The 12,842-nt window shown below is 66.6% G+C and carries 13 protein-coding genes; 8 read left to right on the top strand and 5 right to left on the bottom strand.

Annotated features, from left to right (window positions below):
- The first annotated feature begins 45 nt into the window (after positions 1–45).
- From RA164_RS14980 to lpdA, 7 genes are all read left to right on the top strand, one after another.
- Positions 46–810, top strand: coding sequence for a DUF2884 family protein (locus RA164_RS14980; protein WP_329741637.1), 765 nt, complete (start codon positions 46–48; stop codon positions 808–810).
- A gap of 108 nt (positions 811–918) precedes the next feature.
- Complete coding sequence (locus tag RA164_RS14975) at positions 919–1,350, top strand: hypothetical protein (RefSeq protein ID WP_329741636.1); 432 nt, start codon at positions 919–921, stop codon at positions 1,348–1,350.
- 140 nt (positions 1,351–1,490) lie between these two features.
- On the top strand, positions 1,491–2,714 hold the full coding sequence (locus tag RA164_RS14970; protein WP_329741635.1) for a low temperature requirement protein A: 1,224 nt from the start codon (positions 1,491–1,493) through the stop codon (positions 2,712–2,714).
- A 529-nt stretch (positions 2,715–3,243) separates the two neighbouring features.
- The gene (locus RA164_RS14965; RefSeq protein ID WP_329741634.1) at positions 3,244–4,122 is read left to right on the top strand and encodes a mechanosensitive ion channel family protein; all 879 of its coding nucleotides are present in this window, start codon (positions 3,244–3,246) and stop codon (positions 4,120–4,122) included.
- A gap of 294 nt (positions 4,123–4,416) precedes the next feature.
- A complete protein-coding gene (gene aceF, locus RA164_RS14960) occupies positions 4,417–6,054 on the top strand; it encodes a dihydrolipoyllysine-residue acetyltransferase (RefSeq protein WP_329741633.1) in 1,638 nt (545 codons plus the stop codon).
- Positions 6,055–6,067: 13 nt separating this feature from the next.
- The gene (locus RA164_RS14955) at positions 6,068–7,159 is read left to right on the top strand and encodes a mechanosensitive ion channel family protein (RefSeq protein WP_329741632.1); all 1,092 of its coding nucleotides are present in this window, start codon (positions 6,068–6,070) and stop codon (positions 7,157–7,159) included.
- A gap of 20 nt (positions 7,160–7,179) precedes the next feature.
- Positions 7,180–8,940, top strand: coding sequence for a dihydrolipoyl dehydrogenase (gene lpdA / locus RA164_RS14950; RefSeq protein ID WP_329741631.1), 1,761 nt, complete (start codon positions 7,180–7,182; stop codon positions 8,938–8,940).
- 68 nt (positions 8,941–9,008) lie between these two features.
- Here lpdA and RA164_RS14945 read toward each other — a convergent pair whose 3' ends face one another.
- Positions 9,009–9,473: a hypothetical protein gene (locus RA164_RS14945; protein ID WP_329741630.1), complete on the bottom strand. Its 465-nt coding sequence runs from the start codon at positions 9,471–9,473 to the stop codon at positions 9,009–9,011.
- Positions 9,470–10,045, bottom strand: coding sequence for an RNA polymerase sigma factor (locus RA164_RS14940; RefSeq protein WP_329741629.1), 576 nt, complete (start codon positions 10,043–10,045; stop codon positions 9,470–9,472). The genes RA164_RS14945 and RA164_RS14940 overlap by 4 nt, the downstream gene beginning before the upstream one ends.
- A 119-nt stretch (positions 10,046–10,164) precedes the next feature.
- Between RA164_RS14940 and RA164_RS14935 the strand changes: the two genes are divergently transcribed.
- The gene (locus RA164_RS14935; RefSeq protein WP_329741628.1) at positions 10,165–10,491 is read left to right on the top strand and encodes a hypothetical protein; all 327 of its coding nucleotides are present in this window, start codon (positions 10,165–10,167) and stop codon (positions 10,489–10,491) included.
- A gap of 63 nt (positions 10,492–10,554) precedes the next feature.
- Here RA164_RS14935 and RA164_RS14930 read toward each other — a convergent pair whose 3' ends face one another.
- From RA164_RS14930 to dinB, 3 genes are all read right to left on the bottom strand, one after another.
- The gene (locus RA164_RS14930) at positions 10,555–10,980 is read right to left on the bottom strand and encodes an organic hydroperoxide resistance protein (RefSeq protein WP_329741627.1); all 426 of its coding nucleotides are present in this window, start codon (positions 10,978–10,980) and stop codon (positions 10,555–10,557) included.
- A gap of 144 nt (positions 10,981–11,124) precedes the next feature.
- Positions 11,125–11,586, bottom strand: a complete 462-nt coding sequence (locus RA164_RS14925) for a MarR family winged helix-turn-helix transcriptional regulator (protein ID WP_329741626.1) — start codon at positions 11,584–11,586, stop codon at positions 11,125–11,127.
- A 59-nt stretch (positions 11,587–11,645) separates the two neighbouring features.
- Positions 11,646–12,695 (bottom strand): DNA polymerase IV, encoded by a 1,050-nt coding sequence (gene dinB / locus RA164_RS14920; protein WP_412731114.1) that lies wholly within the window; start codon positions 12,693–12,695, stop codon positions 11,646–11,648.
- Positions 12,696–12,842 lie beyond the last annotated feature (147 nt).

Below are 12,842 nucleotides of genomic sequence, written 5' to 3'. Positions count from 1 at the left end.
TACCGCTCGTTACGCATGCACCCACCTGTGCCCCTGGAAACGCCGATGCGTCCGTTGCGTGTGATGTTGCCCGTGCTGTCGCTGTTGCTGGTCCTGCCGCTGCATGCGCAGGATCTGGCGACGACCTGTCATGTCAGCAGCAGTTATGACCTAACGGTGGTGCCCGCGTACCTGTTGTTCGATCGTGCCTCTCCCGCACCGCAGCGGGTCCGGCTGCAGGACGGAGTGCTGCGCGTGGACGGTCGTACCGTGCCGTTGAGCGCGGGCGAGCGCGTGCGCCTGGCCCGCTTCGAGCGCCTGCTCCGAGCCCTCGTGCCACGGGTGAAAGCAGTGGCCGACCACGGGGTCGACGTGGCGGTGCAGACGGTGCGCTCCCAGGCGGCCAGTCTTGGCCTGGATACGGCGACCCGCGTCGAGCTGGACCAGCGCCTGGCGGCGGATGCGGTCAGCCTCAAGCAGCGCATCGCTGCCAGCTACAGCACGCACGATTGGCACGGAGCCGTGGCCGAGCAGTACGAGCAGGAGCTGGCTTCCGACATCGTGCCGTTGATCGTTGCCGATCTCGGGCGGCAGGCGCTCACGGCTGCGATGGGCGGTGACCTGCAGCGGGCAGCCGAGTTGCGTGATCGGGCCGCCGCGCTGGCGACCGACGGTCCGGCGCTTCTGCGCCAGCGGATGAATGTGTTGCGTCCGCAGGTGGCGGCGCTGTGCCCGGATATCCGGCAGCTGGCAACGCTGCAGCAAGGCCTACCGGCGGGCGACGGACGCATGCTGGATCTGCTGCAGGTGACGGACGCAGGCGCGCCATGACAGCTGCGCGTTGCCGATGCCTGTCGGGGTGCCTGCCGGGATTAATCCTGGGCTAAGCGGTCACGCGCAAAGATGGCGCCCGGTTTCACCACGCACTGGAGTGACCGCGTGTCGCCCGCCCTGCCGCATCCCTGGCGCCATCTGATCCGTCGCAGCCTGCGACTGCGTGCGGACTATGCGCGTGCCGTCGATGCCGTGAGCGAACCCGGGTTGCGCACGGTACTGACGGAGAATGCGGACCTGCTGGACGAGCTGATCGCCGAGTGGCGTACGCATCGACGTGCCCAGCCGGAATCGCCATCCGGCTGGAGACAGGGTTTCCAGCGTCGGGTCGATACATGGCACTGGCGCGCCCCGCCGCGCACCGACGCGCAATGGATCCGCCTGCTGGCGCGCGAAGAAGAAGCCCTGCTGCGCAGCTTCGAAGCGGCGTTGGCACAGGCGCCGGAAGATGCCGTTCCGCTGCTCGACCGGCAATGGCCGCGGCTGGATGCGATCCATCGCGACATGAGCCTGCTGGCACGCGCGGCGGGCGCCTGACGCGGGCGTTCGGTCCAGACGACTCCTCTCACTCGTTCTTCAGGCACCGGTTCCTCGCCGCCGATGACTGCCTTGCCCTGGGCATGGTCGTTGCGATGGCGGCGTGATAAAGATGGCGCGTGTCCCGCCAGGAGCTGTCGATGAGCGACACCTCTGCTTCCAGTGTGTCCCGCCCCGCCGGTCTGATGCGTCGACGTCAGACGGCCGGGCATCACAAGGTGACCAGCATCGAGCTGTTCTTCGATCTGGTGTTCGTCTACGCGGTGACCCAGTTGTCGCACACTTTGCTGCACCGGCTGGATGCGACCGGGGCGCTGCAGGTACTGCTGCTGTTCCTGGCGGTGTGGTGGGTCTGGGTGTTCACCAGCTGGGTGACCAACTGGCTGGATCCGGAACGGCCGGCGGTCCGGCTGCTGCTGCTGGCGATGATGCTGGCGGGCCTGCTGCTTTCCACGGCACTGCCCGAGGCGTTCGGCGAACACGGTCTGCTGTTCGCGGTGACGTATGTGTTCATGCAGGTCGGACGCACGCTTTTCACGCTGTGGGCACTGGGCGATGCGGCACCGGCGAACACGCGGAATTTCCGGCGCATCCTGCTCTGGCTTTCGGTATCCGGGGTGCTCTGGCTGACCGGTGGCTGGCACGACGGTCCGCTTCGCGCCGCCTGCTGGGTGGCGGCGCTGATGGTGGAATACCTCGGGCCGGCCGTGGGGTTCCGGGTGCCGGGCATGGGGCGCTCGACCACCGCCGACTGGGACGTGGAAGGCGGGCATCTGGCCGAGCGCTGCAGTCTGTTCGTGATCATCGCGCTGGGCGAGTCGGTGCTGGCCACCGGTAGCAGTTTTGCCGAGGCGGGCTGGAACGCCGCGACCGTGCAGGCCTTTGTCGGCGGCTTTATAGGCAGCGTGGCAATGTGGTGGATCTATTTCGACCTTGGGGCCGAGCGGGGCAGCCGGTCGATCCGGCGCTCGACCGATCCCGGTCGGCAGGCGAGGGTGGCCTACACCTACCTGCACCTGTTGATCGTCGCGGGCATCATCGTTGCCGCGGTGGCCGACGACCTTGCGCTCGGTCATCCGCACGCGGTGCCCGCCGCGGGCGCGTTCGCGGTATTGCTGGGTGGGCCTGGGCTGTATCTGCTGGGCAACGCACTCTTCAAGCAGACCGTCAACAGCACGTATTTCCCGCTCTCCCACATGGTCGGCCTGGCGCTGCTCGGGTTGCTGGCGTTGTTGGCACAGAAGCTGACGGTGGCGGACGTGTTCATGGCGACCACGGCGGTGCTGGTGCTGGTGGCGGCGTGGGAAAGCGCCTCGCTGCGTTCGGTGCGCCGCGAGCTGGCGTCGGACGAGCCGCACGCCTGAACCGATTGCCGTCGCCGATCGGTACGGTCACGACCCACCCTGCCATTCGTGCCGTGCGAGGTGCGTGACTGATGGCAGGGCATGACCGCTGGCCCATGTTCCCAGGGCGCATCGGACCGAACCTGTCGACAGGATGGATGCGTGGCGTCAACAGCAGCGACGACGTGCACGTCGAATCCGGCGGTATCACTTTCAGCCGGGGTTGCAACGAAAGCGAAGCGCTCGCCTGCCGGATGGCGCTCCGCTCGGCTGATCGTCCCGCACAAGGACGCTGACAACTCGGCAAGGCAACGCGCCATGCGCTGATGCCGCTGAAACCACCGTGGACGCGCCGGCCCACTGCGCGTACCGGTTTCAGCGATCGTCGGCGAACTCCCCAAGACAGGGTGCGCCCCATCTGTGCGCACGGACGTCCCGCATCATGCCTGGCCGGCTGGTGCGGTTTTTCTTTGGCGTGCCGGTGAAGGCGTGCGCTTCATGCCTGCGCTGCTAGGCTGTACGGGTATTCGTTCCACGGAGCACGTGATTCATGCATTTTCTTCTACCCGCCAGCCTCATCCCGCCGAATGCGGCGGCAGGCACTGTTTCCTATTACGTCGGCATTGCCGTGCGCATCGGCATGAATGTGCTGGGTGCGCTGGTCCTGATGGTGATCGGCATCTGGCTGGCCCGGCGCCTCGCGAATTTCGCCGAGCGTGCGATGGGGCGCGCCAAGTTCGATTCCACCTTGGTCGGATTCCTGCGAAATCTTGTCTATGGTGTACTGGTTGCGCTGCTGGCGGTGATGGCGCTGGGCGTGCTTGGCGTGCCGTCGGCTCCGCTGGTGGCCGCGCTGGGTACCGCCGGCCTGGCTGTCGGTCTGGCCCTGCAGGGCTCGCTGAGCAACCTGGCCTGGGGTGTGTTGCTGATCATCTTTCGTCCGTTCCGGGTCGGCGACTTCGTCACTGTGGCCGGCGTGGACGGTACGGTCGAGAACATCAACCTGATGCACACCCAGCTGCTGTTGCCGGACGGGCGCGAGGCGATCGTGCCGAACGGCAAGGTGGGCGGCGATGCGATCACCAACTACAACCGTCGCGGCCGGCGTCGTTTCGAGCTGACCGTAGGCATCGGCTACAAGGACGACATCGGTGCGGCGATGGCGGAGATCCGCGAACTGTTCGCGGCCGACCCGCGCATCCTGAAGGACCCGGAGCCCGGTGTCTGGACCAAGGGCCTGGGCGAGAGCTCGGTCGATCTGGTGGTCCGCGCGTGGACTCGCAGTGCGGATATCTGGGCGACGCAGACCGATCTGCTGCGCGCGATCAAGGAGCGCTTCGACGACAAGGGCATCAGCATTCCGTTCCCGCAGCGTGAACTGACCGTGGTGCAGGGCGTGCTGCCGGTCGGCGCACAGCAGGGCAGCTGAACAGGCACGCATGAGGTCGCCTGGCGCGTGCTGCTGCGCGCGCGTTGGGCGTTCCGGCCCGGTCGGACGATGTAGGAGAAATCTGTCGCCGGATGCCTCTGCACTCCCTGCGGACTCTGTCAGGCCTTGTCGTGACTGGGCTTGCCGCATGCGATGCGCCCCCACTCCGCGTGCATACGTATGCGGATGGATGATTTGGACGTCCAGAAGCACCCGCAACGCTGGCCGGTTCGCTATCATGGAAGCCTTGCGACCGCCATCCCCCGCGGCCGCCATTGATCCGCAGGAGAACCCATGGCCGACCTTAAAGAAGTCCGCGTACCCGATATCGGCGGTCACGAGAACGTGCCCGTCATCGAGGTGATGATCAAACCCGGCGACCGGGTCGAGAAGGATCAGAGCCTGATCACGCTGGAATCGGACAAGGCCACGATGGAAGTGCCTGCGCCGTTCGCCGGCACGGTCAAGGACGTGAAGCTGAAGGTCGGTGACGAAGTTTCCGAAGGCGCGCTGATCCTCGTGCTCGAGGCCGAGGGCGCTGCGGCACCCGCGCCGGCCCCGGCTGCCGCACCCGCTCCCAGCCCGGCGCCGACTCCTGCCGCAGCGCCGGCATCGGCCCCGGCTGTCCGCGAGGTACATGTGCCCGACATCGGCGGTCACGAGAACGTGCCGGTGATCGAGGTGATGATCAAGGCCGGCGACCGCGTCGAAAAGGACCAGAGCCTGATCACGCTGGAATCGGATAAGGCCACGATGGAAGTGCCCGCGCCGTTTGCCGGTACGGTCAAGGACGTGAAGCTGAAGGTGGGCGACGAGGTTTCCGAGGGTGCACTGATCGCGCTGATCGAAGCCGAAGGCGCGGCTGCCCCGGCTCCGGCTCCCGCGCCGGCCGAGGCACCCAAGGCTGCGCCGGCCCCCGCACTCGCGCCGTCGCCTGCCAGGGCCGAACCGGCCGCCGTCTCGTCGGCCGCGTCTCCGCGTCCGCCGGTCGATGCCGGCCTGGTCATGCCGGGCGATGCGCCGTACGCCAGCCCCGCGGTGCGCGCCTTCGCGCGCGAGCTGGGCGTGGACGTCCATCAGGTGAAGGGCAGCGGTCGTGGCGGCCGAATCCAGCGCGAGGACGTCAGTGCCTACGTCAAGCATGCGCTGGCCTCGGGGGCGCGCCCGGTGCAGGGCGGTACCGTTGCCGCCGGTGGCGGCCTGAACCTGCTGCCGTGGCCGAAGGTGGATTTCAGCAAGTTCGGCGAGATCGAGGAAAAGCCGCTCTCGCGCATCCAGAAGATCTCCGGCGCCAACCTGGCGCGCAACTGGGCGATGATCCCGCACGTCACCCAGCATGAGGATGCGGACATCACCGAGCTGGAGGCTTTCCGCAAGCAGCTCGGTGCCGAGAACAAGGACCTCAAGGTCACCCCGCTGGTGTTCCAGATGAAGGCGGTGGTGGCGGCGCTGAAGGAATACCCGCAGTTCAACGCCTCGCTGGACGATACCGGCGAGAAGCTGATCCTGAAGAAGTACTTCCACATCGGCATCGCGGTGGACACGCCCGATGGCCTGGTGGTGCCGGTGATCCGCGACGTGGACAAGAAGGGCCTGCTGGAACTGGCCGCCGAACTCGGTGAGATCTCGAAGAAGGCGCGCGACAAGAAGCTCGGTCCGGCCGACATGTCCGGCGGCTGCTTCTCGATCAGCTCGCTGGGCGGCATCGGCGGTACGGCGTTCACGCCGATCGTCAATGCGCCGGAAGTGGCGATCCTCGGTGTTTCCAAGGCGGCCATGAAGCCGGTGTGGAACGGCAAGGAGTTCGCGCCGCGCCTGATGCTGCCGCTGTCGCTGTCATACGACCATCGCGTGATCGACGGTGCGCTGGCCGCGCGCTTCGCCGTGTTCGTGGCACGGCAGCTCGGCGACATCCGCCGTCTGCTGCTCTGACCACGGAGGGGCGATGACGCGTGCCGCGCCCGACATCATCGGCAGCACGGTGTGGTTTGCCGCGCCGGCTGCGATGGTGCCCGACACGGTGCGCCACGGTATCGGGCAGATCGGCAAGTGGTTGAGCCTGGGCGTCCACTTCGGTGGCGTGGACGTCACCGTCGGTTCCGTGCTGGGTGCGTTGCTGCTGTTCGCGGCGTTCCTGGTGGTGGCACGGGTGGTGAAGGGCTTGCTGCACGGCTACGTGGAGCGGCACGAGCACATCAATCGTTCGTCGGTCTACACGGTCGAGCGTCTGCTGCACTATCTGCTGATGGTGGTCGGAGCGTTGTGGGCGCTCAGCATCGCCGGCATACCGATGGCCAAGATGACGGTGTTCGCCGGGGCCCTGGGCGTGGGTCTGGGGTTCGGCCTGCAGGCGATCTTCAACAATTTCGTCTCGGGGCTGATCCTGCTGTTCGAGCGCAGCCTCAAGGTGGGCGACTTCGTCGAGCTGTCGTCGGGTCTGCACGGCCATGTGCGCGACATCAACATCCGCGCCACCCGCGTCAGCACCAACGACAACATCGACATCCTGGTGCCGAACTCGGAGTTCGTGAACGGCCGCGTGGTGAACTGGACCCTGCGCGAGGTTTCGCGTCGCATCAAGGTGCCTTTCGGCGTGGCCTACGGCACCGACAAGGAGCTGGTGAAAAAGGCCGCGCTTGAAGCCGCCGCCGAGGTGCCGTTCACGCTGTCGATGGAAGGCCCGCGCGCGCCGCAGGTGTGGCTAGTCGGGTTCGGCGACTCCTCGCTGGATTTCCAGCTGGTGGTCTGGCTGGATGCCGACGCCACGCGTCATCCCGGTTCCGTGACGGCTGCCTACAACTGGGCACTGCACACGGCACTGGAAAAATACGAGATCGAGGTTCCATTCCCCCAGCGCGACCTGCACGTGCGCAGCTGGGCCACCCCGGTGACCGGCCCCAGGCCGGGGCCGGTTGGCGGCGGCGCAGGCGAGAACGATGCCGTGCGTGACGTCGTCCGCGACATTGCCGAGACACGGGCCGACCAGGCCGGTGACTCATCTGCCAGAGATTCGGGCGCCCCCCCTGCGGCGTCCTGAGAAACCCAAGGAAACTAACCATGGCCAACACCATCGAAATCAAGGTTCCCGACATCGGCGGTCACGAGAACGTGCCGATCATCGAAGTCCTGGTCAGCGTCGGCGACAGCGTCGCCAAGGACCAGAGCCTGATTACCCTGGAATCGGACAAGGCCACGATGGAGATTCCGTCGACGGCGGCCGGCACGATCAAGGCGCTCAAGGTCAAGCTGGGCGATGAAGTGTCCGAAGGCGCCGTGATCGCGGTGCTCGAGGCGGCCGGCGAAACCGCGCCGGCACCCGCTGCTCCCGCCGCCGCTCCGGCAGCCGCGCCTGCGCCGGCTGCGGTCAAGGCCCCGCAGGCTGCCGGCGCGTCCGGCCGGACCGCCGATATCGAGTGCAAGCTGGTTGTGCTGGGCTCCGGTCCCGGTGGCTATTCGGCCGCTTTCCGCGCTGCCGACCTGGGCGTGGACACCGTGCTGGTCGAACGCTATTCGACGCTGGGCGGCGTCTGCCTCAACGTGGGCTGCATCCCTTCGAAGGCGCTGCTGCATGCCGCGGCGGTGATCGACGAGGCCGAGGCGATGGCCTCGCATGGCGTCAGCTTCGGCGCGCCGAAGATCGAGATCGACAAGCTGCGCGACTTCAAGACCAAGGTGGTCGGCCAGCTCACCGGCGGTCTGGCCGGCATGGCCAAGCAGCGCAAGGTGCGCACCGTGCAGGGCACCGGCAGTTTCGTCTCGCCGCACGAAATGGAAGTGGTGACGGCCGAGGGTACCAAGCTGATCCGCTTCGAGCAGGCGATCATCGCCGCCGGTTCGCAGGCGGTGCGCTTGCCGGCGTTCCCGTGGGACGACGAGCGCATCATGGATTCCACCGGCGCGCTGGAACTGAAGGACGTGCCGAAGAAACTGCTGGTCGTGGGCGGCGGCATCATCGGCCTGGAAATGGCCACCGTGTATTCGGGACTGGGCAGTGAAGTGACCGTGGTCGAGTTCATGGACCAGATCATCCCCGGCGCCGATGCCGACCTGGTCAAACCGCTGGCCAAGCGTCTTGGCGGCAAGCTCAAGGGCATCCACCTCAAGACCAAGGTGACCGAGGCCAAGGCCACCAAGAAAGGCATCGAGGTGAAGTACGAGGGCGAGAGCATCCCCGAGACCGCGGTGTTCGATCGCGTACTGGTGGCGGTGGGCCGCTCGCCGAATGGCAACAAGATCGGCGCCGACAAGGCGGGCGTGGCGGTGACCGAGCGCGGCTTCATCAACGTCGACACGCAGCTGCGTACCAACGTGCCGCACATCTTCGCGATCGGCGACATCATCGGCCAGCCGATGCTGGCCCACAAGGCGGTGCACGAGGCACATGTGGCTGCCGAAGTGGTGGCTGGCGAGAAGAGCCATTTCGACGCACGGGTGATCCCGTCGGTGGCCTATACCAGCCCGGAAGTGGCATGGGTCGGCGTGACCGAGCGCGAGGCAAAGGAAAAGGGCCTCAAGGTCGGCGTGGGCAAGTTCCCGTGGGCGGCTTCCGGTCGCGCCATCGGCATCGCCCGCACCGAAGGTTTCACCAAGCTGATCTTCGACGAGGAAACCCATCGCATCGTCGGTGGTGCGGTGGTCGGCGTGAACGCGGGTGAGCTGATCTCCGAGCTGGCGCTGGCGATCGAGATGGGCAGCGAAGCGGCCGACATCTCCCTCACCATTCATCCGCACCCGACCCTGGGCGAGTCGGTGGGCATGGCGGCCGAGGTCTACGAAGGCACGATCACCGACCTCTACATACCGAAAAAGAAGAAGTAAGCCAGGCATGCCGGCATTGAAAAAGCCCGGGTTCGCCCGGGCTTTTTCGTGGCTGACGGAGCCGGCACTCAGCTGTTCGTCTGCCGATGCCGTTGCCAGCGCTCCAGCAGCCAGGAAAGTCCCAGGCAGCCACCAAGCGCCAGCAGCCAGCGCAGCGACTGCGGGTCGACCGCCGGCACGGCCACACGGACGGCGGGCAGCCATGCCTGCGCGTCATATCCCAGCGCCACCGCACCGGCGACGACGGCGATACCCGGCAGGCTGGTGAGCAGGGCGGTTTCGAGTGCGCCATGGCGGGTTTTCCGGGGCTGCGTGGCGGGTGCTGCCAGCGCAGCCACCTGCGCAGCGAAGTCCGCGGGCAGGGCTTCCGCCGGCGGTTGGCGCAGGGCTTTCGACAGCACGCGGTAGCGGCGCACGCGGACATCGTCGCCGCGCGGGTCCAGGCCCAGCCGCTCGGCACGCAGGGCGCGTTCCTGTGCCTGCCATTCGCGCTCCTGCGCCGGGTCGAGCGAAGCTTTGTCGTCGTGGTTCATGCGGCAACTCCTGTCCGGGTTGCAAGTGCGTCGCGCACGCGCAGGCGCGACCGGAACAAATGACTCTTGATGGTGCCGACGGGCAGGCCGGTGATTTCGGCGATGTCCGGAATCGACAGCTCCTCAAGGTGATACAGCGTCAGCAGGGTGCGCTGCAAGGGCGGCAGCGTCTCGATCGCCTCATGCAGGTGATGCAACATCTCCGCGTCCGCGCAGGCGGCTTCCAGGTCGAAGCCGTCGCCGATGTTTTCCACCAGGGCCACGCCGTCGTCGTCGTGTGTCCCGGCCAGCGGCAGGCGCTTGCGTTGCAGGTGGCGCAGGGCCAGGTGGTAGGCCACGCGGCCGATCCACGACTTAAGCGCACACTCGCCGCGGTACTGGTGCAGGCACTGGTGCACGCGCAGGAACGTGTCCTGGCAAAGTTCGCGGGCATCTTCCGGGTCGCGCACCATGCGCAGGATGAGATGCCAGCACAGGCGCTGGTGCGTGTGGACCAGGCGCTCGAACGCCCCCGGCCGGTTGGCCAGCACGGCGTCGACCAGCGCGCGGTCGGGGTGGTGGATGTCATCCATGCGACATCTGATGCAGGCAACAGGGCTGCGGTTGCAACTCGCGTGCTGCAACCGTCCGGCGGCGGGCTGTATCCATGTTCCCGAACCTACCCATTTCCACCTGCCATCAGGAGAAGTTCATGGATCTCGGCATTCTGGTCCCGATTTCGTTGTTTGTCGCCATCGCCTACGCGATCAAGGTCTGCGTGGAGGCGATCGTCCGCCGCCGCATGGTCGAGTCCGGTGGCTCGACCGAACTGATTGACGCGATGCTGCGCGACGAGGAGCTGCGCCGCCGGCTGTCTTCGCTGCGCTGGGGCATCGTGCTGCTGTCGGTGGCGCTGGGCTTCGGGCTGATCCAGTGGTTCGGCTGGCACGATGTCACCCCGGGCATGGTCGCGGTACTGGCCGGCGCCACGGGTCTGGGCAACCTGGCGTTCTTCGCGATCTCGCGCCGCTTGCGCTGATTCGCGAAGGCGCACAAAGCCCGGGGCTTGCCCGGGCTTTCCTTGTCATCCAGTAACGCGGACTCAGACCACGGTCAGCGTCACGTCGATGTTGCCGCGGGTGGCGTTGGAGTACGGGCACACGACATGCGCCTTCTGCACCAGCGCTTCCACCTCCTCACGCGGCAGGCCGGGCACATGGATCTTCAGCTCGACCTCGATACCGAAGCCGGTGGGAATCTGGCCGATGCCCACGGTGCCCTCGATGGTGGTGTCGGCCGGCAGCACACGCTTTTCCTGGCCGGCGACGAATTTCAGCGCGCCAATGAAGCAGGCCGAATAGCCGGCGGCGAACAACTGCTCGGGATTGGTGCCGGTGGCACCGTTGCCGCCGAGCTCCTTCGGCACGGTCAGCTGGACGTCGAGCACGCCGTCGGAAGAGGTGGCGTGGCCGTCGCGACCGCCGGTGGCCTTGGCGTGGGCGCGATACAGGACTTTTTCGATGGACATGGTGGTGACCTCGTTGGGGTGAAAGGCGTCAGGCAGTGGATCAGGTGCTTGCGGAGGCGCATGGCTCGTCTCCGTTAGATGTTGCGCAATAATAAATCGTGCACTATTTATATGACCGGAAGAGAATGCGGAAGTCCGGTTCCATCAAGGGGTGGCGGCGATCTGGCCGCGCAGCTTGTCGAGTTCGCGTTTGAGCTTGCGCAGGGCGTCAGGTTCACAGCCGGATGCACACAACACTTCGCCGGGTACGGCGCTGGCGCGTTTCTTGAGTGCACGTCCGGCCGGACTCAGGCTGATCACGACCTGGCGCTCGTCCTGGGTCGAACGCACGCGGTCGAGCAGGCCGGCAGCCTGCAGTCGCTTGAGCAGCGGCGTAAGCGTGGCGGAATCCAGGAAAAGGCGTTCACCGATCTCCGACACCGTCAGGCTGTCGCGCTCCCACAGCACCAGCATCACCAGATACTGCGGATATGTAAGGTCAAGCTCGGCCAGCAGTTTGCGATAGAGCTTGCCCATCGCCAGGTTGGCCGCATACAGCGCGAAGCACACCTGCTGGTCGAGCCGCAGAGGCGAATCGGTACTGGTGGTGGCGGGGCGTGTCGTCATGGTGCGCAATATACATAGCGCACTATTTATTTGCAAGCTATGGTTGTCTCGTGGAGTTTCTATTGATCGAACAGGTCGCGCTGGGCGGCGTAACTGTCGGCATCGACGAAGCCGGCCAGGCCCACGCCGACCAACCGGTACCGGCTATCGGCGGGACGTTCCACCCGGCTGCGCAGCGCGCAGGCGATATCGGCCAGCTCGACCACGGACGACGGCCGGCTGGATGGCGTCAGGCTGCGGGTGAGGGTGTGGAAATCGGCAGTCTTCAGTTTCAGCACCACGGTGCGGGCCACCCGCCCGGTTTGTGCCTCGCGCTGGTGTGCGGCCCAGGCCTTTTCGGCCAGACGGCGGATGTGCGGCTCCAGTTCGTCGAGCCTGAGGTCGTGCTCGAAGGTATCTTCGGCGGATACCTGCAGGGTTGGCCGGTCTGGCGTCACGGGGTGTTCGTCGATGCCCAGCGACAACTCGTGCAGGCGCCTGCCCCAGCGACCGAAGCGTTCTTCCATCTCCCCGGCCGGGAACGCACGCAGCTCGCCGACGGTCGCGATGCCCAGCGCGGCGAGCTTGCTTTCCATCACCTTGCCCACGCCGGGCAGGCGATTCGCCGGCAACGGCGTGAGGAACTCCAGCACCTCGTGCGGGCGCACCACGAAGAGGCCGTCGGGCTTGCGGAAGTCCGAGGCGATCTTGGCCAGGAACTTGTTTGGCGCCACGCCCGCCGACGCGGTCAGGTTGGTTTCCGCGCGGATCGCCGCGCGGATCGCTTCCGCGGTGGCGGTGGCCGAGGGCAGGCCGGTCCGGTTCGCCGTGACGTCGAGATAGGCCTCGTCCAGCGACAGCGGTTCGATCAGGTCGGTATGGCGCGCGAAGATCTCGCGGATCTGCCGTGACACGGCCTTGTAGCGCGCGAAGTCGGGAGGCACGAACACAGCATCCGGACATAGCCGTTCGGCGCGAATCGCCGGCATTGCCGAACGCACACCGAAGGTCCGCGCCTCGTAGCTGGCGGCACACACCACCGAACGCGCCCCGCGCCAGGCCACCACCACCGGCTTGCCGCGCAGCGAGGGATCGTCACGCTGTTCCACCGACGCGTAGAACGCGTCCATGTCGACATGGATGATCTTGCGGGGCTGGGAACTCACGGCTTTCGGTGTGACGGGGATGATCGATTCTAGATCGACGCGATGCCGGACAACGTACCGCACCCCTGCGAACCGTCCACAGCGTGGCTGCGGCATGCGGGCCCGTCGGCG

This window comes from Dyella sp. A6 (assembly GCF_036320485.1).
In the GTDB taxonomy this organism is placed as follows: Bacteria; Pseudomonadota; Gammaproteobacteria; order Xanthomonadales; family Rhodanobacteraceae; genus Rhodanobacter_A; species Rhodanobacter_A aluminiiresistens.
The sequence above is the reverse complement of the archived record's forward strand: the minus strand, read 5'-3'. Positions and strand labels throughout refer to the sequence as shown.

Bases quoted from the DNA above. Each gene is read 5' to 3' on its own strand.
- RA164_RS14980 (WP_329741637.1), top strand. From the start codon at position 46: ATGCGTCCGTTGCGTGTGATGTTGCCCGTGCTGTCGCTGTTGCTGGTC.
- RA164_RS14970 (WP_329741635.1), top strand. From the start codon at position 1,491: ATGAGCGACACCTCTGCTTCCAGTGTGTCCCGCCCCGCCGGTCTGATG.
- RA164_RS14965 (WP_329741634.1), top strand. From the start codon at position 3,244: ATGCATTTTCTTCTACCCGCCAGCCTCATCCCGCCGAATGCGGCGGCA.
- aceF (WP_329741633.1), top strand. From the start codon at position 4,417: ATGGCCGACCTTAAAGAAGTCCGCGTACCCGATATCGGCGGTCACGAG.
- RA164_RS14955 (WP_329741632.1), top strand. From the start codon at position 6,068: ATGACGCGTGCCGCGCCCGACATCATCGGCAGCACGGTGTGGTTTGCC.
- lpdA (WP_329741631.1), top strand. From the start codon at position 7,180: ATGGCCAACACCATCGAAATCAAGGTTCCCGACATCGGCGGTCACGAG.
- RA164_RS14945 (WP_329741630.1), bottom strand. From the start codon at position 9,473: ATGAACCACGACGACAAAGCTTCGCTCGACCCGGCGCAGGAGCGCGAA.
- RA164_RS14940 (WP_329741629.1), bottom strand. From the start codon at position 10,045: ATGGATGACATCCACCACCCCGACCGCGCGCTGGTCGACGCCGTGCTG.
- RA164_RS14935 (WP_329741628.1), top strand. From the start codon at position 10,165: ATGGATCTCGGCATTCTGGTCCCGATTTCGTTGTTTGTCGCCATCGCC.
- RA164_RS14930 (WP_329741627.1), bottom strand. From the start codon at position 10,980: ATGTCCATCGAAAAAGTCCTGTATCGCGCCCACGCCAAGGCCACCGGC.
- RA164_RS14925 (WP_329741626.1), bottom strand. From the start codon at position 11,586: ATGACGACACGCCCCGCCACCACCAGTACCGATTCGCCTCTGCGGCTC.
- dinB (WP_412731114.1), bottom strand. From the start codon at position 12,695: ATGGACGCGTTCTACGCGTCGGTGGAACAGCGTGACGATCCCTCGCTG.